Annotated in this window: 14 protein-coding genes; 5 read left to right on the top strand and 9 right to left on the bottom strand. The window is 73.2% G+C overall.

Going from position 1 to position 19,424, the window contains the following annotated elements; translation table 11 throughout:
* The first annotated feature begins 2 nt into the window (after window positions 1-2).
* From AC6CCG_RS25825 to AC6CCG_RS25810, 4 genes are read left to right on the top strand one after another with little or no spacing between them, the layout of a single operon-like run.
* Window positions 3-1,154: a glycosyltransferase family 4 protein gene (locus tag AC6CCG_RS25825; protein ID WP_496657622.1), complete on the top strand. Its 1,152-nt coding sequence runs from the start codon at window positions 3-5 to the stop codon at window positions 1,152-1,154.
* Entirely contained in the window at window positions 1,154-2,998 is a 1,845-nt protein-coding gene (locus tag AC6CCG_RS25820; RefSeq protein WP_496657621.1) for an ABC transporter ATP-binding protein, read from the top strand. The genes AC6CCG_RS25825 and AC6CCG_RS25820 overlap by 1 nt, the downstream gene beginning before the upstream one ends.
* A complete protein-coding gene (locus AC6CCG_RS25815) occupies window positions 2,995-4,080 on the top strand; it encodes a phosphotransferase family protein (RefSeq protein WP_496657620.1) in 1,086 nt (361 codons plus the stop codon). Before AC6CCG_RS25820 ends, AC6CCG_RS25815 begins: the two co-directional genes overlap by 4 nt.
* Window positions 4,077-5,120, top strand: coding sequence for an aminoglycoside phosphotransferase family protein (locus AC6CCG_RS25810; protein ID WP_496657619.1), 1,044 nt, complete (start codon window positions 4,077-4,079; stop codon window positions 5,118-5,120). The genes AC6CCG_RS25815 and AC6CCG_RS25810 overlap by 4 nt, the downstream gene beginning before the upstream one ends.
* Before the next feature lie 84 nt (window positions 5,121-5,204).
* Here AC6CCG_RS25810 and AC6CCG_RS25805 read toward each other — a convergent pair whose 3' ends face one another.
* A complete protein-coding gene (locus tag AC6CCG_RS25805) occupies window positions 5,205-5,837 on the bottom strand; it encodes a thymidine kinase (protein WP_496657618.1) in 633 nt (210 codons plus the stop codon).
* A 77-nt stretch (window positions 5,838-5,914) separates the two neighbouring features.
* Here AC6CCG_RS25805 and AC6CCG_RS25800 point away from each other — a divergent pair, with 77 nt between their 5' ends.
* Window positions 5,915-7,120 carry an aminotransferase-like domain-containing protein gene (locus AC6CCG_RS25800; RefSeq protein WP_496657617.1) on the top strand — a complete coding sequence of 402 codons (1,206 nt, stop codon included), beginning with the start codon at window positions 5,915-5,917 and terminating at the stop codon, window positions 7,118-7,120.
* Window positions 7,121-7,126: 6 nt separating this feature from the next.
* On the opposite strand, the gene AC6CCG_RS25795 is transcribed toward AC6CCG_RS25800, so the two are convergent.
* The 8 genes from AC6CCG_RS25795 to AC6CCG_RS25760 all read right to left on the bottom strand — a co-directional run bounded on the left by AC6CCG_RS25795 (window position 7,127) and on the right by AC6CCG_RS25760 (window position 19,415).
* The gene (locus tag AC6CCG_RS25795) at window positions 7,127-7,780 is read right to left on the bottom strand and encodes an alpha/beta hydrolase (RefSeq protein ID WP_496657616.1); all 654 of its coding nucleotides are present in this window, start codon (window positions 7,778-7,780) and stop codon (window positions 7,127-7,129) included.
* 19 nt (window positions 7,781-7,799) lie between these two features.
* Window positions 7,800-8,786: a prenyltransferase/squalene oxidase repeat-containing protein gene (locus tag AC6CCG_RS25790; protein ID WP_496657615.1), complete on the bottom strand. Its 987-nt coding sequence runs from the start codon at window positions 8,784-8,786 to the stop codon at window positions 7,800-7,802.
* Window positions 8,783-13,450 (bottom strand): excinuclease ABC subunit UvrA, encoded by a 4,668-nt coding sequence (locus AC6CCG_RS25785; RefSeq protein WP_496657614.1) that lies wholly within the window; start codon window positions 13,448-13,450, stop codon window positions 8,783-8,785. Before AC6CCG_RS25785 ends, AC6CCG_RS25790 begins: the two co-directional genes overlap by 4 nt.
* A 67-nt stretch (window positions 13,451-13,517) precedes the next feature.
* On the bottom strand, window positions 13,518-14,177 hold the full coding sequence (locus AC6CCG_RS25780; RefSeq protein ID WP_496657613.1) for a LysE family translocator: 660 nt from the start codon (window positions 14,175-14,177) through the stop codon (window positions 13,518-13,520).
* Window positions 14,174-14,914, bottom strand: coding sequence for a DinB family protein (locus AC6CCG_RS25775; protein ID WP_496657612.1), 741 nt, complete (start codon window positions 14,912-14,914; stop codon window positions 14,174-14,176). The genes AC6CCG_RS25780 and AC6CCG_RS25775 overlap by 4 nt, the downstream gene beginning before the upstream one ends.
* A 105-nt stretch (window positions 14,915-15,019) precedes the next feature.
* A complete protein-coding gene (locus AC6CCG_RS25770) occupies window positions 15,020-16,135 on the bottom strand; it encodes an alkaline phosphatase family protein (RefSeq protein ID WP_496657611.1) in 1,116 nt (371 codons plus the stop codon).
* Window positions 16,136-16,140: 5 nt separating this feature from the next.
* Window positions 16,141-16,719, bottom strand: coding sequence for a DUF5998 family protein (locus AC6CCG_RS25765; protein WP_179757971.1), 579 nt, complete (start codon window positions 16,717-16,719; stop codon window positions 16,141-16,143).
* A gap of 50 nt (window positions 16,720-16,769) precedes the next feature.
* A complete protein-coding gene (locus tag AC6CCG_RS25760) occupies window positions 16,770-19,415 on the bottom strand; it encodes a bifunctional acetate--CoA ligase family protein/GNAT family N-acetyltransferase (protein ID WP_496657610.1) in 2,646 nt (881 codons plus the stop codon).
* Window positions 19,416-19,424 lie beyond the last annotated feature (9 nt).

Below are 19,424 nucleotides of genomic sequence, written 5' to 3'. Positions count from 1 at the left end.
TCATGAGGATCGCCTATGTCTGCACGGATCCCGGGATCGAGATCTTCGGCACCAAGGGGGCCGCGATCCATGTCCGCGCGGTGATCACCGAGCTGCTCCGGCGCGGCCACGACGTGCACCTGATCACCCCGCGACCGGGTGACCGGCCGACGCTCCAGGTGCCGGTGCACCGACTGCCGGCGGTCCGCGGCGACCAGCCCGCCGACCGGGAGCGGTCCGCGCAGGCCAGCGACGCGGCCGTCGCCGAGGTGCTGGACACGCTGCAGCCGGACCTCGTCTACGAGCGGTACGCGCTCTGGGGCCGGACCGCCACCGCCTGGGCCGTGCGGCGCGGCGTGCCGAGTCTGCTCGAGGTGAACGCGCCGCTGACCACCGAACAGGCCACCTTCCGCAGCCTGGTCGACGCCGCCGGCGCGGACCGGGTCGCTGCCGCCGCGATCGGCGGCGCGACCGCGGTGGTCTGCGTCAGCGGCGGCGTGGCCGATTGGGCCCGCACGCTGACCCGGCGGCCGGACCGGATCGCGGTGATCGGCAACGGGGTCGACCCGGTCCGGATCACGCCGTCGTCCCGGCCGGTCGCACCGGCCGACGCGGCGGACTTCACGGTCGGCTTCGTCGGCTCACTCAAGGCCTGGCACGGCGTCGACACCCTGGTCCGGGCGCTGTCCCGGCTCCGTGGCGACCGTCGTCCCTGGCGTGGGCTGATCGTCGGCGACGGGCCGATGCGGGCCGACCTGGAGCGGCTCGCTGGCGAGCTCGGCGTCGCCGACGCGCTCGAGTTCACCGGCGCCCTGAGCGCCGATCAGGTGGTCGCGCAACTGCACCGGATGGATGTCGCCTGCGCCCCGTACCCGGCGCTGGGGCGGTTCTACTTCTCGCCGCTCAAGGTGTACGAGTACCTGGCCGCCGGGCTGCCGGTGATCGGCAGCGCGATCGGCGAGATCCCGGCCGTTCTCGATCATGGCCGGCTCGGCCGGCTGGCACCGCCCGGGGATCCGGCCGCGCTGGCCGACGCGCTGGTCCTGCTCCGGCGTGACCGAGCCGCCCGGCTGCGGTTGCGCGACGCCGGCCGCCGCGCCGCGGTCACCCGGCACAGCTGGGCCGGCGTGGTGGACCGTTCGCTCGCCCTGGTCGACCGCCAGGCGGTCGCCTGATGAGCTCGGGCACCGCGAAGACCGGGCTGTCCGGGGCCATGCCCGGGCTGCGCCGCACATTGCACCGGTTCCGCCACCAGGTCGCCGCGGAACGGAAGTTGATCTTCCTCGGGCTGCTGGCCCTGATCGCCGAGGTCGGCCTGCGGCTGCTGGAGCCGTGGCCGCTGGCGTACGTCATCGACGCGATCGTGGCCGCCACCGGGGCCGACCTGGCCACCCGCGGCGCACCGGTGCCGGGCCTTCCGGGGATCGCCGACCTGACCGTCCTATTGATCATCTGCGCCGCCGCCGTGGTCGGGGTGGTGGCGCTCCGCGCGGCCGCCGCGTACGCGATGACGGTCTGCTTCGCGCTGGCCGGCAACCGGGTGCTGACCCGGGTCCGGACCGAGCTGTACGCCCACCTGAACCGGCTCTCGCTGCGGTTCCACGAGTCGCGCCGCACCGGCGACCTGGTCACCCGGGTGACCGGCGACATCGGCCGGCTGCAGGAGGCGACCGTCACCGCCGCGATCCCGCTGGCCGGCAACGTGATCACCCTCGTCGGCATGTTCGTGGTGATCGTGATCATGGACTGGCAGCTGGCCCTGGCCGTCGCCGTCGTGTTCCCGCTGTTCCTGCTGCTCGGCGGCCGGCTCACCCGCAAGATCAACTCCGTCTCCCGCGGCCAGCGGGAGGCCGAGGGCGCGCTCGCCTCGCTGGCCACCGAGTCGCTCGGCGCAATGCCGGTGGTGCAGAGCTATGCGCTGGAGTCCCGGATGGAGCAGCGGTTCGGCGGCAGCAACGAGCGGACCCTCGCCGACGGGGTCCGCGCCAAGAAGCTGTCGGCCGGGCTGGAGCGCAAGACCGACGTACTGGTCGGGCTGGCCACCGGTGTCGTGCTGCTGCTCGGCGGGCACCGGGTGCTGGCCGGGGCACTCACGCCGGGTGAGCTGACCGTGTTCCTCACCTACCTGAAGACGGCGTTCCGGCCGCTCCGCGACATCGCGAAATACACCGGGCGGATCGCGAAGGCGGCCGCGTCCGGCGAACGGGTCGTGGACCTGTTGGACACCAGGCCGGAGATCGTCGACGCACCGTGGGCCCGGCCGGCGCCGCGGTTCCGCGGCCTGATCGAGTTCCGCGACGTCGTGTTCGGCTACCGGCCCGGCCGGCCGGTGCTGAAGGGATTGAACCTGATCATCCCGCCCGGTCGCCGGGTCGCCCTGGTCGGCCCGTCCGGCGCCGGCAAGTCGTCGATCGCCGGACTGCTCAGCCGGCTCCGGGATCCGGACGCCGGCCAGGTGCTGATCGACGGCCGGGACCTGCGCGACCTCACCCTCGACTCGACCCGGTCCCAGGTCGCGGTGGTGCTGCAGGACAGCGTGCTGTTCGCCGACACCATCCGGGCCAACATCGCGCACGGCGCGCCGGACCTGCACGGCCGCCCGGTCGGTGAGGAGTGGATCCGGTGGGCCGCCCGGCTGGCCGGCGCGGACGAGTTCATCCGGGCTCTGCCGCACGGCTACGACACCGTGATCGGGGAACGCGGCGCGACCCTGTCCGGCGGCCAGCGGCAACGGATCGCGATCGCCCGGGCCGCCATCCGGAACGCGCCGATCGTGATCCTGGACGAGGCGATGACCGGTCTCGATCCGGGCACCGAGGCCGAGGTCGCGGCCGCGCTGCGCCGGCTCACCGAGGGCCGGACCACCCTGGTGATCACGCACGACCTGGACGCGGCCCGGGATGCCGACCTGGTGTTCTGGATCGACGACGGCCGCCTGGTCCGCGGCGGTACGCCTTCCGCCGTGCTCGGCCCACCGGCTCTCCACGCCCTGAGCCTGTCGAAGGGCCGAGCCACATGATCACCGACACCGCCCTGCCCGGACTGGAGGCCCTGCTCCGGCTGCCCGGACTGACCCAGCTGCGCTACAAGCCGGGCACCAGTTGCGTGGCCGCGATCGCCCGGCCGGACGGCCCCGCCTTCGGGTACGCGGTCTCGGCGGACGCCCGGCCCAAGCTGGACAAGCTGATCCGCAAGGCGCCGCCCGGAACGATCATCGACCATGATCGGGAACGGAATCTGATCATCGCCCGGGCCGGCGCGGACCGGGACCTGCCCGCGCTCGCCGAACCGGACGCCGCGGCGGCGTCGGTGCTGCCCGGGCCACCGCCCGCGTTCCGTACCCTCGCCTACAAGCCGCAGCGCCGCTGGGTCGCCCTCGCCTCACGTGCCGGTACCGTGCCGGTGCTGCTCCGGGCCTACCGACGGTCCACCGTGGCCGACGCGCACGCCCGGCTGGCCTGGTTCGACCGGCTCACCGGTACGCGGCGCGCCCTCGGCCGGGACGACCGGTACGCGGTGATCGCGACCCGGTTCGAGCCCGGAAGCAGCCTGGCCGAGCTGATCGAGTCCGGCGCCGCGACCGCCGCGATGCTGACTGGCTGCGGCGTGGCCCTGGCCCGGCTCCATGATCAGCCGCTGGTGCCGGGCCCAGCGGTCCGGCAGGCCGACCCGGCCGCGACCGTCGCCCTGCTCGGCGTCCTGCTGCCCGGCCAGGCGCCCCGGGCCGAGGCGCTCCTGGACCGGCTGCGGGCCGCCGTTCCGCCCCGGGTCCCGCCCGTGCCGTGCCACGGCGACTTCTCCGCCGACCAGGTGATCATCCCGGCCGCCGGGTCGCCGCCGACCTTGATCGACTTCGACCGGTCCGGGCTGGGCGATCCGGCAGCCGACCTGGCCGGGCTGTCCGCCGCCGGGCTCGGGCCGGCCGCGGTCGACCGGGTGCTGGCCGGCTACCGGACCGTCCGCCCGGTCCCGGCCGGGCTGGCGTGGCACCGGGCCCGGGCGCTGCTGCTCCGGGCCGCCGACCCGTTCCGTACCGCGGCACCGGACTGGCCGGAACGGATCCCCCTCCTGCTGGACCGGATCGAGGAGACCCTTCCATGATCAACACCGTGCTGACCGTCCCGGACCTGGAATCGATCACGCACCAGCTGGCCGAACGGGGACTGCGCCTGGTCCGGTCCTGGCCGCGCGGTACCGACCGGCTGCTGCTGGACCTCACCGACCATGATCATCGCCCGCTGGCCGGCCAGTGGCTGGCCGCGCCGGGCCGGGCCGCCGCGGTCGCCGCGGCGACGCCCGGGTCACGCCTGGCCGGCTCGTTCGTGCTGCAGCCCGCGGGTGCCGACCGGCGGCTGCCGGCCGTGGCCCGCCGGCTGCAGTGGCCGGGTGCCACCCTGCTCGGGCACCGGCCGGAACGCCGGGCCGTGCTCCGGGAGGCAGACGGCAGCTTCACCAAGATCGTCCGGCCGGACCGGTGGCGGCGCCTGGTCGAGACGACCCGGCTGGCCGAGTCGCTGCCGCTGGCCACTCCGTCGGTCCTGGACGCCGACCCGGTCCAGGCCTCGGTCACCACGGCCGCGCTGCCCGGTCGTACCCTCACCGACCTGCTCACCGGGCCCGCGGCCGCCGAGTCCTGCCGGGCCGCCGGCCGTACCCTCGCCGCCCTGCACCGGCTCGACCCCGCCCTGGCCACGGCGGGCCGGGCCGCCCCGGCCCGCCACGACCTGGCGGCCGAACGCACGGTCACGGCACGCTGGCAACGACTGGCCGCCGAGTACGGGGCGCCGCGGCCGGCCTGGCGACCGTCCCGGCCGCACCGGGGCGACCAGCCGGAGCCGCCGGACCGGCTCGTCCTGCTGCACCGGGACCTGCACGACGGCCAGCTGCTGATCGACGAGGACGGCAAGGCCGGACTGATCGACTTCGACCTGATCGCCGTCGGGGACCCGGCGCTCGACCTGGCCAACCTGATCGCCCACCTCGAACTCCGCGCGGACCAGGGCGTGATCGCCGATCCGGAGCCGCTGATCGAGGCGGTCCTGAACGGCTACCGGCCCGGCCTGGCGCTCCGGTCCCGGCTGCCCGGCTATCTCGCGCTGGCCCGGGACCGGCTCGATGCGGTCTACGCCTTCCGGCCCTGAGAACGCCGTTCCTTGAGCTTGTCGAAGGGCAAGGTCAGAGCCGGCTCGGCCCTTCGACGGGCTCAGGGCGCGTTCGGCGGCTCCCTAGGCCGGCTCGGTGAGCGTCTCCCGGGCCACCGCGCGGGTCATCCGGCGGCGGTGATGGGAGCGGCAGAGCGTCTCGTACCCGATGTTCTCGGACGGCTCCACCTCGGTGTCGCCGACGACGACCTGCGCGCCCTCGGTGATCATCCGGCCGTCGGCGGTGCGGGCGTTGTGGGTGGCCCGGGCGCCGCACCAGCACAGCGGCTGCACCTGCAGCAGCTCGATCCGGTCGCACAGCTCGACCAGCCGCTGCGAGCCGGGGAACAGCGTGGTCCGGAAGTCGGTCAGGATCCCGAAGGCATACACGTCGATCTGGAGTTCGTCCACGATCCGGGCCAGGTCGTCGATCTGCTCGGTCAGGTAGAACTGGGTCTCGTCGCAGATCAGGTAGTCGATCCGGCTGCCCTGGGTCAGCTGCTCGACCACGTACCGCCAGAAGTTGAAGTCCTCGACGACCTCGATGGCCGGCCGCTCCAGGCCTAATCGGGACGAGATCGTCGCCTCCCCCGCCCGGTCCTGGCTGGTGAACAGCCGGCCGGCCCGGCCACCGGCCGAGTGGGTGTGATCGAACTGCAGCGCAAGGGTCGACTTCCCGCAATCCATCGGCCCGGTGAAGTACACGAACTCGGCCACCGACGCAGTGTGCCAAACTTCAACCTCCTCGCTGGACACGTCGCGCGGCGAGTTGAGAATTTCCTTAAGGTGGGTTCGTGCCCGCAGAAGTCCAACACCTGCCCGAACTGTCCGCGCGTTTCGCGACCGTCAAGCCGTCCGTCGTCCGCGAACTGCTGGCCCTCACTCAGCGGCCGGGAGTCATCTCGTTCGCGGGCGGGCTGCCGGCGCCGGAGTTCTTCGACCTCGACGGTGCGCTGGCGGCGGTCCAGGAGGCACTGGGCTCCCCCGCCGTGCTGCAGTACTCGCCGTCCGAGGGCAACGCCGAACTGCGGGCCCGGATCGCCGACCGGTACGGGGCGTTGGGCCTGGCCACCGATCCCGAGCAGATCGTGATCACCACCGGCTCGCAGCAGGGCATCAGCCTGCTCGCGTCGACGCTGGTCGACCCGGGCGACGTCGTGCTGGTCGAGCGGCCCAGCTATCTCGCCGCGCTGCAGTGCTTCACGCTGGCCGGGGCCCGGCTGGTCGGCGTGCCCGGCGCCGGCGACGAGGTCGATCTGGAGGCGCTGGCCGAGCTGGCCGCCGAGCACCGGCCGAAGGCGTTCTACACGGTGCCGAACTTCCACAACCCGACCGGCCGCACGCTGACCCCTCAGAACCGGGCCGGCATCCTCGTCGTGGCGGAGCGGTACGGCTTCCGAGTGATCGAGGACGACCCGTACCGGGAACTGAGCTTCGGCGCGCCCGCCCCGGCGTCGCTGGCGATCGGCGCCGAGCCCGGCCGGGTGGTCAGCACCGGCAGCTTCTCCAAGATCCTGGCGCCAGGCCTGCGGCTCGGCTGGGTCCGGACCGACCCGTCGATCAAGTCGGCCGTCGTGATCGCCAAGCAGGCCGCCGACCTGCACACCTCGACGCTGGACCAGGCCGCCGCGGCCCGCTACCTGGCATCTGGGCGGCTCGACGCCGCGGTCGAGCGGTCCCGGGCCGGCTACGCCGAGCGACGCGACGCCATGCTCGCCGGCCTGCCCGCGGCCCTGCCCGAAGGCAGCACCTGGAACCGGCCTGCCGGCGGCATGTTCGTCTGGGCCGCCCTGCCCGAGTCGTACGACACCGCGGCCCTGCTCGGCGCCGCGATCGACCGCGACGTCGCCTTCGTCCCCGGCGCCCCGTTCTTCACCGACCCGGCGCCGGCCAACACGATGCGGCTGTCCTTCGTCACGTACCCGCCGGAGCAGATCGCCGAGGGCCTGCGCCGTATGGCCCAGGTCTTCCAATCGAATTCTCCGGGTCCCGCGGCGTGAGGATGATCATCGTCCGAACGCCCACTGCACCATCAACGGGAACTCGGCACGCCAGAATCCGCCGCCGTGCTCACCGGGACGCTCCTGCATGATCACGTCCGCCCCGGCGGCTCGGAGCGCGTCGGCCCAGCGGGTCGCGTTCTCCAGGAACCAGGGTTCCTCGGTCCCGCCGAGCAGGTACGTCCGCGGATAGCTGCTCGGCAGGTCGGCGGGCGGGTGGATCCCGCCGGGCGAGGCGCAGAAGACCGCACCGTAGACCTCGGGATGCCGCAGTCCCAGCACCAGCGCCAGTTCACCGCTCGCGGAGACTCCGCAGACGGCGGTCCGCTCGGCCGGAAGGTCGAGGTCGAACCGCGCCCGGACCCAGGACCGCACCTCGTCGACGAAGAACCGCTCGTGGGCGCCGAAGATCTCCTCGTCGAACTGCGGGGAGTACTCCTTGATCCGGGCCATCTCGTCCGGGTCGTCGGTCCGGTGCACGCCGACCACCATCGTCGGCGGCACGTCGGCCGACTCCAGGTCCGGGCCCCACTCCGAGAGCCCCTGTCCGTCGCCCGCGTACACGATCGCCTCGGGCGGCTGCCGCGGCACGTAGGCGGTGACCTGGCGGCCGCCGTCGTAGTCGAAGCTCTCGGTGACGAATTCTCCGGCTGGCTCCATGGGTCTCGCTCCTCGGTGATCAGTGGCGGCGCGGGCCGCGGCGGTACGGGGTGAAGGCGGCCGGCTCCTCGTTGCCGACCCAGTCGCCGTCGCCGAGCCGGCGCAGGCTGCTCTCCAGGTCGAAGGTGAGCCAGCCGGACAACTGCGGGTGGGTCGGATGCTGCCAGAGTCCGTACGGTCCGCGCAGCGAGGCGAGATGGCCGACCAGTTCGCGGACGCGGCGGTCTGCTGCCGAGACGCCGCAGCGGGACGCGAGGTCGAGCAGGAAGGCCAGGTCGAAGGTCGCGTAGAAGGTGACCTGGCCCTGCGCCCGTTCCAGCCCGGTCAGCCGCGCCACCTCCCAGCCGAGGGCGGCGCCGTCGCGGCTCTCCCGGGACAACAGGTGATCGACACCGACTCTGGCCTCGTCCGAGCGGCGGCGCTCCGGATGCAGCGCGAGGCAGGCGACGGCCCCGGTGGTCGCGGACCGGCAGCCGAGACCGCGGGTCAGCCGGCGGTACTCCTTCTCCGGCGGCACCGGCCGGTCCCCCACACCCAGGTCGCCCTTCGGCCCGGCGGGCCAGGAACCGTCCCGCAGCCGTACCCCGAGCAGCCAGTCGAAGGCCCGTTCCGCCCGCGGGTCGGTCGCGTAGCCGGTGGCGGCGATCCCCCGCAACGGCACCGCCGTCTGCACGGTGACGAACCGTGGACCGTCGTCGCCGGGAGCGGCGTCCGACCAGGAACCGTCGGCCCGCTGCCGGGCGAAGAGGGCCTCCACGCCGGCCTCCAGCGCGGGGCCGCGACAGCCCAGGTACGCAAGCCGGCAGAGCAGGTAGCCGGCCTCCCGGGAGTCCGCTCCGGCGGTCTCCAGCCGGGTGATCAACGCGCCGATCTCGTCGTCATGATCAACTTCGGCCCGCCACGCCCTGACCTCGGCATCGCCCTCGTCGGCACCGTCGAGTTCGACGGCGGTACGCCAGCGGAGCGACGGCGACGGGTCGCCGTACAGCAAGGCGTTCATGATCATCCCAGCACCTCCGCCAGGTACGGTGCGGTCGCCGTGCCGGCGTTGATCAACTTCTCCGGCGGACCTTCGAAGATGATCGTGCCGCCGTCCGGCCCGGCGCCCGGGCCCAGCTCGATCAGCCAGTCGCAGGCCGCGAGCAGCAGCGGATCGTGCTCGACGACGAGGACGCTGTGGCCGGCGCCGACGATCGCGTCGAGGGCCCAGACCAGGACCGCGACGTCGGTGGCCTGCAGCCCGACCGTCGGCTCGTCGAGCAGATAGAGGGTGCCGGTCTTGACCGGCCGGGCCAGCTCCTTGGCCAGCTTGAGCCGCTGCGCCTCGCCGCCGGACAGGCTCCAGCCCGGCTGCCGGACCACGAGATGACCCAGGCCGAGGTCGATCGCGGCCCCACCCCGGCGGCGCACGGAGTCCAGGTCGCCCCACTCCTCGACGAGCTCGGCCAGGGTGAGCGCCTCGAGGCCGGCCAGGGTGCGGCCGCGCAGGACGAGCCCGGCGACCTCGTGCCGGTAGCCGGTGCCCCGGCAGGCGTCGCAGGCCTGCGTCACCGACGGCAGGAAGGCAAGCTTCTCCTGCCAGGCGCCGCGCCCCTTGCAGGCATCGCAGCCGTACCTCAGGTCCTTGAGCGTGAGCCCCAGATCGGCGGCGGCTTCGCTGCCGGCGAAGAACTTGCGGGCCGCGTCGATCAGCCCGAGGTACATCCCGGGCGACGTGATCTCGGCCCGGGACTGGTCCGCCACCACGGTCCGTTCCGGCGCGCCCGAGATGGCGTCGTGAACGCCGGGCTCGACCCGGGCCACCTCACCGCCGGGGACGTCGGTCCGCGGCCGGGTCAGTCCGGGCACCACGGTGTCCACGACCAGCGACGACTTGCCGGAGCCGGACACGCCGCAGACGCCGGCCAGCACCCCGAGCGGGATCCGCACGTCGACGCCGCGCAGATTGTTCTCCCGGGCGCCCGTCACCCGGAGCCAGCCGCTCGGCTCGCGCCGGTCCCGGGCCGGGACGGACGCCTCGCCACGCAGCACCGCCCGGGTGACCGACGCGGGGTCGGCCGGGTCGACCAGCCGGCCGCCCTCCCGGCCGGGACCAGGTCCCAGTTCGATGATCTGGTCGGCCGCACGGATGAAGGCCGGATCGTGTTCGACGGCGATGACCGTGTTGCCGGCATCCCGCAGTTCGCCGAGGGTACGGACGAGGGCGGCCGACTCGGACGGGTGCAGGCCGCGCGACGGTTCGTCGAGCAGCACGGTGGTGCCGACCAGCCCGCTGCCCAGCACCGACGCCAGCTTGATCCGCTGCGCCTCGCCGGCCGACAACGTCCAGGTCGTCCGGTCCAGGCCGAGATAGCCCAGCCCGACCGACCTCAGGAAGGCGAGCCGGCGCAGCGCGACCCGCCGGGCCTGCGCCGCCTGCTCGTCGGCCGGCTCGGCGATCGACGTCAGAACGTCCTCGAGGGCGGCCGCCGACGATGCGAACAGTGCGCTGCGGTCGCGGCCCTGGAGCCGGATCGCGAGGTACGGCGCACGCAACCGGGCGCCACCGCAGTCGCGGCACCGGAACACCGTGGTCTCGGCGCCGCCCAGGTCGAGCCTGGCCCACGCGTTCAGGCCGCCCCACGCCGAGTCGCCGTCCAGCACCGCTCGTCGCACCTCCTCCGTCAGCTCCGACCACGGGGTCCCGGACGGATCGAACCCGTACCGCTCGGCGAGGCCGTCGATCACGACCCGAGCACCGGACGCCGACGGCCGGAACCAGGCCAGGGACCCGACGAAGCAGCGGGTCAGCGGCAGCTCGGGGCGGACCACGCGGTCGAGGTCGAACTCCCGCTCGACGCCGAGCCCCAGGCACTGCGGGCAGATCGAGGCGGCCGTCCCGAGCAGGTGCCGCGGCTCGATGGGCACGGCCGTCGTTCCGCAATCGGCGCAGGCCCACGGGGCCTCCGGAATCGGTGCCGTCCGGCGTACGTTCTCGCCGCCGCAATCGAGACAGCGCCGGACGCCGGCCCGGGCCAGAACGACAGCGGTCAGCCGGTCCAGGTCTGTGGATCGGCCCACCGTGGTCCGGGCGGCGTCCCACCGGCCGGGGCCGCCGGGATCGAAGATCCGGCCGGAGCCGTCGATGATCATCGTCGGGCCCAGCCCGGTCAGCGAGTCGACCGGCGCCTCGGGACCCTCCCGGACCGACTGACGTTCGTACACCGACAGGCATTCCAGCAGGCGTCGCGTCGCCTCGGCCGCCAGGATGTCGTTGACCAGGGAGGACTTGCCGGAGCCCGAGACCCCCGTGACCACCGTGTAGCGGTTCTTGGCGAAGTCGACGTCGACGGACCGCAGGTTATGGGCCCGGGCGCCACGGACGCTGATCGCCTCGCTCGACCGTCGTCCGGCCCGGGCCGCGTCCCGAGGACGCGCGATCGCCCGCTCGACCCGGCCCGACTCTCCGCAGTGCTGCAGCCGGCCGCCGTCCGGTCCCCCGCCCGGGCCGAGCTCGATCCGCCAGTCGGCCGCCGCGATCACGTCGGCCTGGTGCTCGACGACCACCACCGTGCAGCCCCGGCCGGTCAGCCGCTGCAGCACCGCGAGCAGCCGGTCCAGATCGGCCGGGTGCAGGCCCGTCGTCGGCTCGTCGAGCAGCACCAGGTCACCGGCCTTCGCCTTGGTGATCTCACGGGCGAGCCGGACCCGCTGCGCCTCACCACCGGACAGGCTCGGCGACGGCTGGCCGAGGGTGACATAGCCGAGGCCGACCTCGATCAGCGTGTCCAGGATCCTCGCCACGGCCGGGTGCTCGGCGAACAGGGTCCTGGCGTCGTCGACGCTGGCCGCCAGGACGTCGGCGATCGACCGCCCGGCCCAGGTCGCCGCCAGGACCTCCGGCCGGAACCGCCGACCCTCGCACTCCTCGCAGGGCACCCAGACCGGCTCCACCTCGCGGAGCCTGATCTCGACCGCGCCCATCCCCTCGCAGGCCGGGCAGGCGCCCTCGGCCCGGTTGAACGTGAACTCCGAGGCCGGGCGGCCGGTCTCGGCCGCGAACACGTCGCGGATCCGGTCGAAGACCTTGGTGTACGTGGCCGGGTTGGACCGCGGGTTGTTGCCGAGCGGTGCCTGGTCGACCGAGAGCGCCCGGAGCGCTGGCGCCGCAAAGGCCCGGCAGCCGACCGGGCCGCCCTCCTGCAACGACGGCAGCAGCACCTCGCGGGCGAGGGTCGTCTTGCCCGCTCCGGACGGGCCGGTGATCACCGTGAGCGCGCCGACCGGAAACTCGCAGTCGATCGAGCGAAGGTTGTGCAGCTGAGCCCCCTCGATCCGGATCCGCTCGCCGGAAGCGGCCCGTCGGCGGCGCCCGGCGCGGCCGGCCCGGGCGGCGAACGCGGCTCCGGAGGCCGTACCGGAACGCCAGAGTTCGGCGGGCGGGCCCTGGAACACCAGCCGGCCGCCGGCCGCTCCACCGCCCGGCCCGATCTCGACGACGTCGTCGGCCAGCGCGACCGCGGCCGGGTCGTGCTCGACCATCAGCACCGGGCCGGGCAGCTCGACGATGGCGTCCAGCAGCCGCCGCAGATCGGTGTGGTGCAGGCCGATCGTCGGTTCGTCGAGAACGTGCAGCAGGTCCTCGAGCCGGCCCGCGAGGACGACGGCGAGCCGGGTCCGCTGGGCCTCGCCCCGGGACAGGGTCGGCATCGGGCGGTCCAGCGCGAGATGGCCCAGTCCCAGCGTCTGCAGCGGACGCAGTCGGCGCAGCAGCTCGTCCCGGAGCCGCTGGATCCGGGACGATTCCGGGAGCCGCTCCACGAACTCCAGCACCTCGGTCACCGCCCGGCCGGTCAGTTCCGGCAGAGTGAGACCGGCGATCCGGTGCGAGGACGTTTCGGTGCCGTCGCGGAACGCCGCCGGGTCGAGCGGTCGGACCCAGGCCCCGCAACCCGGGCAGATCGGAGCCCGCAGGACCGGAGTGCCGCCGATCCTGACCTCCGGCCGGCCCAACGCATCGGCCTGCTCCAGCACGGCTCTGACCTCGGCGGCCGGTCGGTCCGGCTGGAGCGTGGCCACCCGGACCACGACGTCATGCGGCTTCGCCGGGTCGAGCCGCGGCGGCCGTCCCGTCCAGGTCCGGCCGTCGACGGTGATCCTGTCGAACCCGCCGCGGAGGCCGGCCAGCAGCCGGGCGTGGCTGCCGGCCTGGCCGCGGACCACCGCGACCTCGACGTCCACCGCACCGGCGCGCCCGATCAGGTCCAGCGCGACGGCCAGGCGTTCCTCGCTCGAGACCGCCCGCACCGGGATCCCGCACCGCGGACAGCCCACCTCGGCGAACCGCGCGTACAGGATCCGCAGGAACGGATGCAGCCCGACCGAGCTGGCCACGGTCGACGTCGGGTTGCGATTGAGCACGTTCTGGGCGACGGCGACCGCCGGCCCCAGCCCGGTGATCGCGCGGAACCGCGCGGGCGGCACGCGGCCCCGGTTCGCGCCGAGCGCCAGCGCCTCGACGAACCGTCGCCGCGCCTCCGCGTACACCACGTCGAACGCCAGCGACGACTTTCCCGAACCCGAGACCCCGACGACGGCCGTCAGACCGGGCCCGAACGTGACGTCGACGTCGCGCAGGTTGTGTTCGGCGGCGCCGCGCACCTCGAGGACGCGCCGGGTCGGGCGCGTCATCGAGGCCCCTGCGTCGGGTCGCCGTCCATGCGGGTCATCCTGGCAGCACCCTCCGACACGCGGTCGGTCAGCGCTGGCTGGCGGCCAGCCGGACGCCGAGACCGACCAGAACCAACCCCGTCACCGCCTCCAGCCGGCGCCGGACCACCGAGCGGCGGAACCAGCCACCGGCCCGGTTCACGGCGAGCGCCAGGGACAGGTAGATCACCGTCTCGACGGCCACCTGGAGCAACCCGAGCGCGGCCGTGGTCTGGAACAGAGGCAGGTCCGCTGGCACGAACTGCGGGTAGAGCGCGAGCAGGAACACCGCCGCCTTCGGATTCGCGAGCTGCACCACGAACCCTTCGCCCACCGCCATGATCAACGTCCGGGCCCCGAGCGGCTGGTCCGGCACCGGCGCTTCGGGCACCGTGACCTCGGTCGGCCTTCGGCGCTCCCGCCACCAACTGCGGAACGAGCGGTACGCCAGCCAGGCCAGGACGCCGCAGCCGATGATCTTGAGCAGCAGGTAGCCCAGCTCGGACGCGGCGACCACCGCCGCTCCCGAGGCGACGAGCAGTGCCCAGGTGTAGAGGCCGAGTTCGAGCCCGATGATCGTCGCGATCGCCTGCCGCCGGCCGCGCAACGCGGACCGGCGCACGATCAGCGCGAACGCCGGTCCGGGCGTCGCGGAGATCACGACGACGGCCAGCAGGAACGCCGGCAGCACCGGCCAGAGCTCACTCACCCGGGCCCGCCCGCGATCCGGTCAAGATCACGTACGGCGTAGCGCTGGTGCTCCCACTCCTCCTCGAGAATCGTGTGCAGACAGGAACGTACGGTCTCGGCGTAGTCGGGCGCGTGCGGATTCGGACGCTGCTCGGCCAGCAGCTCCGGGGTCGCGGTGGCGATGAAGTCGCGGACCAGCGCGACCCGGTCCGCGCGCGCGGCGAGCACCTCGTCGTAGCTCGGCTGCTCGGTCGCGAACACCCCGGGAAAGTCCTTCGCGGACTCGGCGTTCATCAGGCCGAGCGGATGGAACGGCTGGTCCCGCCGCAGCACCGCCTTGCCGAGCCACATGTCGGTGGCCAGCACCAGATGCCGCAGGGTCTGCGCGAAGGACCACTCGTCGTCCACCGAGACGTCGACCGTCCCCGCCGGCATCGCCGCGGCCCGTTCCATGATCATCGCCCAGGCCTGTTCGAGCTTCGCCCAGGCCGCCCGCAGGCCGTCCGGATCACCGGCCCGCCGCTCGGCCCGGCCCGGGAACCGCCGGCAGAGCTCGGCCTCGACCAGCGGCACCACGTCGACATCGTTGATCTTGAGCGACCCGTCGTACAACCACGGCGCGTCGATCTCCGCCCCGTCGACGTTCACCGCCCGCATCACCACCCCGCCCAGGTCACTGCGCCGGATCGACGACCCGGACAGATTCACCTTGTGGAAGCGGGATCCCTGCAAGTCTTCGCCGTCGAATTCGGTCATGGCACCCCATTCTGGGCGTCTTCGTCGCGAATGTCCCCCGTGTTGGACCAAAACGTCGATGCCATCGATGGACCAGCCACACCGCGGGACGTTCGCGACGCCTCCTCAGTCGACCAGGAGCGGAACGATCATCTCGGCTTCGGTGAGTGAGCCGTGCATGCCGATCAGGCCCATCTCGCGTTCCATCCGGCGGGTCATCGCGGCCCAGTCGTCCCGGAAGGCGGCCACGACGTGGCCGTAGCGGTCCTTGATCGACTCCTCGACCGGGCCGAACCAGCCTTCGTCGATCGCCTCGTCCCGGGTCCGGACCCAGGCGCGGTCGCCGAGCCGGTCCCGCCAGCGGGCGGCGACGGCCTCCGGCCGATCATGATCGACGTAGAGCTGGCGGAACCGGCCCTCGCCGGCGACGTCGGTCACGCCCGCGTCCAGCTCCGGATCGTCCTCGATCACGATCCGGTGATCATTCGGGATGTCGATCATGCCGTGATCGCCGGTGATGATCAGCCGTACGTCGTCGTCCAGCCGGTCCCGGATCGCCCGGCAGAGGGCGTCCGCGTCGGACAGGGCGGCGTGCCAGTCGTGCGAGCTCACGCCGTGCGCGTGCCCGGCATGATCAAGTCGCCGCTCGTAGGCGTAGACCAGGCTGCGCTCCCCGCGCCCGGAGGCCCGGGCCACCAGGGCGGCCCGTCCGTCAAGATCATCTTCGTCCCTGAAACCGCGGAACTCCGCGCCGCGCAGGGCGGCCCGGGTCAGGCCGCTGTCGGTGAAGCGGTCCAGCGAGACGGTCGTGGTGGCGACGCCGGCCGCACTGGCCCGGTCGAAGATCGTCGGCAGCGCCTGGTACGACTCCGGGTCGATCGCCGAGTCCCAGAACAGGTGGTTGAGGATCTCCCGGGTCTGCGGCACCCGGGCGGTCCAGCCGACCATGCCGTGCCGGCCGGGCGGCATCCCGGTGCCGAGACAGGTCAGGCTGGTCACGGTCGTGCTCGGCACGCCGGCTGTGATCGTCCGGGCCCGGTCCAGCAGTCCGGCCAGATACGGCGCCTGCCGGATCGCCCGCCGGACCAGTTGATCGCCGAGACCGTCGATGACGATCAGCACGTACCGTCGCGCGTCCGGCAGACCGAGCGGATCGCTGTCGTAGGAAGGGACACCGAGGTGGGAGGCCAGGCCCGGGAGCAGCTCGGCGAGGGTCGCGGAGCCGTAACGCGGAATGATCATCGAGCTCAGGAGGTCGCCCGCTGCAGGTTCGTGGCGAACTGGACCAACCGGGCCACGCTCTCGGACCCCTCGATCGCGGCGCTGATCCGGACCGTCAGATCGTCCGAGGTCAGATTGCCGGTGTAGCCGTGATCGGCCTCGCAGTTGGGGTCGTTGCAGCCGGCCGGCTCCAGGTCGAGCCGGTTCATCGCTCCCCAGCCGATGGTCAGCCAGGTCTCGACCACCGCGTCCGGCGCACCGTGGTAGTGCTCCGGCCGGGCCACCACCCGGGTCACCACCACGTTGTTGATCTTGGTCAGCCGGATCGACTCGGTCGACGCGGACGCGTACGCGCCGTCGGTCGGCGGGTCCGCCGGATGATCATCCGTGTGCCCGACGATCAGCCGGGTCGGGGTCAGCGCCAGTACGGTGACGTGGCGGTGGATCTCGTCACCGGAGAACGTCGGCGCGTGGTGCACCACGAAGTCGATGAGCTCCTCGTCGCCGAGCGCCAGCAGGACCGAGTCCTCGACCAGCTCAGGAAAGTAGCCGCTGGCGTCGATCTCGGCGCGCAGGCCCTTTCGGGTGCCGGAGTTCACCTTCATGGCGGTCATCCTGCCATGGATCCGTGGCCGCCTCGGACCAGCCATCGGAGTCAGAGAGTCCGGGCCATCGGATCCCGCTGGTCGCTGGTCGGCGCGATCAGGACCCGGGCACCGAGCACGTGCACGCCGGTCACCGACGCGATCACCGGGCTGAGCCGGACCGAGGCCAGCTGAGGTACGTCGTCGGCGAGCTGGGCCAGCCGGTGCAGCAGGTCCTGCACCGCCGCCACGTCCACGCCCTGGGAGCCGTCCCGGCCGAACAGGGTCGGCGCAGCCCGCAGGTCGCGCACCATCGCGGCGGCGTCGGCGGTGGTCAGCGGCGGCACCCGGTAGACGGTGTCGCCGAGCAGTTCGCTGGCGATCCCGTCCAGGCCGAGCGACAGCATCGGGCCGAACGCGGCGTCCTCCCGGCTGGTCATGATCAACGGGACGCCGGGCGGCGCCATCGCCTGGACCACCGGATCGGCCACCACCGGATCCGAGCCGAGACCGAGCTCCGCGGTCAGTTCGCCCAGCTCCGCCCAGGCGTCCCGGAGCGCCTCCGGGGTCTCCAGGTTGCGGTAGACGCCGGCCAGGTCCGGCCGCCCGCGAACCGCCTTGGACCGTGCCTTCAGCACCACGTCCCAGCCGAGCCGGGCGGCCACCTCGGTCGCCTGCTCCAGGCTGGACACCCGGTGCCGCGGCACCAGCGTGATCCCGTACGTGGCCAGCAGCGCGGTCGCCTCCGGCCCGGTCAGCTCCCGGCCCGCCCGGTCCCGGGAGAGCACCCGGTTGACCACCCGCTTGGCGGCCAGCTCGTCGACGTCGAGCAGCGGCACCGCGCCCGGGTCGCGTTCCCGCCAGTGCGCGTACGCACTCAGGGCGGACAGCGCCTGGATCGCGTCGGCCGGCGCGTCGAAGGTGGGCAGCCCGCCCGGCCGGTCGTCGTCGCCGTTGTCCAGGTCGGAGTACTCGTGGAAGTCGATCAGCACGCCGACCAGCGGCTTCTTCGCCTCGGCGGCCAGCTCGGCGAGCGCGTCGTGGATCGCATCCGTACCGCTGTCGAAGATCGCCACCGCGGCGCAGACCACGGCGTCGCAGCCGTCGTCGGCCAGCGCCTCCCGGACCGCCTCGGCATAGCGCTCCGGGGCCGCGTCGCCGGCCAGCACCACCGGGTCGCCGCCGGCCAGCAGACCGACCGCTGTCACCGTATGGATCAGCTGCTCCACCAGGGTCGCCGAGTTCGCGATCACCCGGACCCGCGGGCCGGCCGGCAGCGGCTGCCGGGCGGCGATCTTGGCGATGTCGAACATGGCGCCGCGGCGGTGCACGACGATCACGCCGGCCTGCCGGAACAGCGCGTCGACCGCCTGCTCGGGCGCGTGCCCGAGGCCGCCGCGGACCCCGATGTGGCTGGACCGCCGGGCCTGCCCGGGCGCGAACACGACCACCGGCTTGGTCCGGGTCAGCTGCCGGATGATCCGGAAGAACTTGCGCGGGTTGCCCAGCGAGTCCAGGGTCAGCAGGCAGGCCCGGGTCGCGTCGTCGTCCTGCCAGAACTGCATCACGTCGTTGCCGGTGACGTCCGCGTACGCCCCCGAGCTGATGAACGAGGACAGCCCGATCTGCTGCCGCAGCGCCCGGTTGATCAGGGCCACGCCGACCGCGGCCGACTGGCAGAACAGCCCGACGCCGCCGGTCCGCGGCATCGGCCCCGGGCTGGCGTTCAGCCCGACCACCGGGTCGGTGTTGATCAGGCCGAGCGCGTCCGGGCCGAGCGCGCGGATCCCGTACGCCCGGGCGAGGCTGACCACGGTCCGGTTGTCCTGCGTGGAGTCCGTACCGGTGAGGACGACCATCGCCGTGGCGCCCTTGTGCGCGGCGTCGATCACGACGGCGCCGAGCTCGTTGGTCGGGATGGACACCAGGACCAGGTCGATCGACCCCTCGATGGTGGCGATCGAGGTCGCGGTACGGACCCCGGAGACGGCCGTCGCGTCCGTGCTGACGGCGATCACCTCACCCCGGAATCCCCCGCTCAGCAGGGAATTGACCAGACCCTGCACTCGCCGGCCGCGGCCCAGCACGACCACCCGCTCCGGGGTCAGCAGCCGCCGCATCGACGCCGCCTCGGCCCGGTGCTCGCGCCGCTCCATCACCCCGACCGACGTGTCGGTGGGCAGGATCGGGAACTCCACCGACAGCACGCCGTCCTCGACGTCCTTGGACACCCGGTAGCCGGCGTCGGCGAACACCTGCGCCATCCGTCGGTTCTCCGGCAGGATCTCGGCGACGAACTTGGTGATCCCCCGCTCCCGGGCCGCCTCGGCCAGGTGCTCCAGCAGCAGCTGCGCGATGCCCCGGCCCTGGTGCGCATCCTCGATCAGGAACGCGACCTCGGCCTGGTCGTTCTCGATCCGGTCGTACCGGCCGACGCCGATCATCAGCTCGCCCAGGGTGAGGATGAACGCGACCCGGTCCACGTAGTCGACCTCGGTGAACCGCTGCACGTCGCGCTGGCTCAGCCGGGGGTACGGCGCGAAGAACCTCAGATACTTCGATTCCGGCGACACCCGGTCGTAGAACTCGACCAGCAGATTGGCGTCGCTCGGCTTGATCGGGCGCAGCCGGGCCACCCGACCGTCGGTGAGCAGCACGTCCGCCTCCCACTGCGTGGGATAGCCCGGCGGGTTGCCGCTCTGCTGCGCCGCTGACACATCGCTGAG

The organism is Microlunatus sp. YIM B11417 (assembly GCF_059617205.1).
Note: the sequence above shows the minus strand (reverse complement) of the source record. Positions and strands in the feature narration are given on the sequence as shown.

Excerpts from the sequence above, each read along its gene's own strand:
- AC6CCG_RS25825 (WP_496657622.1), top strand. The coding sequence starts at position 3 with ATGAGGATCGCCTATGTCTGCACGGATCCCGGGATCGAGATCTTCGGC.
- AC6CCG_RS25775 (WP_496657612.1), bottom strand. The coding sequence starts at position 14,914 with ATGACCGAATTCGACGGCGAAGACTTGCAGGGATCCCGCTTCCACAAG.
- AC6CCG_RS25810 (WP_496657619.1), top strand. The coding sequence starts at position 4,077 with ATGATCAACACCGTGCTGACCGTCCCGGACCTGGAATCGATCACGCAC.
- AC6CCG_RS25795 (WP_496657616.1), bottom strand. The coding sequence starts at position 7,780 with ATGGAGCCAGCCGGAGAATTCGTCACCGAGAGCTTCGACTACGACGGC.
- AC6CCG_RS25815 (WP_496657620.1), top strand. The coding sequence starts at position 2,995 with ATGATCACCGACACCGCCCTGCCCGGACTGGAGGCCCTGCTCCGGCTG.
- AC6CCG_RS25790 (WP_496657615.1), bottom strand. The coding sequence starts at position 8,786 with ATGATCATGAACGCCTTGCTGTACGGCGACCCGTCGCCGTCGCTCCGC.
- AC6CCG_RS25770 (WP_496657611.1), bottom strand. The coding sequence starts at position 16,135 with ATGATCATTCCGCGTTACGGCTCCGCGACCCTCGCCGAGCTGCTCCCG.
- AC6CCG_RS25765 (WP_179757971.1), bottom strand. The coding sequence starts at position 16,719 with ATGAAGGTGAACTCCGGCACCCGAAAGGGCCTGCGCGCCGAGATCGAC.
- AC6CCG_RS25785 (WP_496657614.1), bottom strand. The coding sequence starts at position 13,450 with ATGACGCGCCCGACCCGGCGCGTCCTCGAGGTGCGCGGCGCCGCCGAA.
- AC6CCG_RS25820 (WP_496657621.1), top strand. The coding sequence starts at position 1,154 with ATGAGCTCGGGCACCGCGAAGACCGGGCTGTCCGGGGCCATGCCCGGG.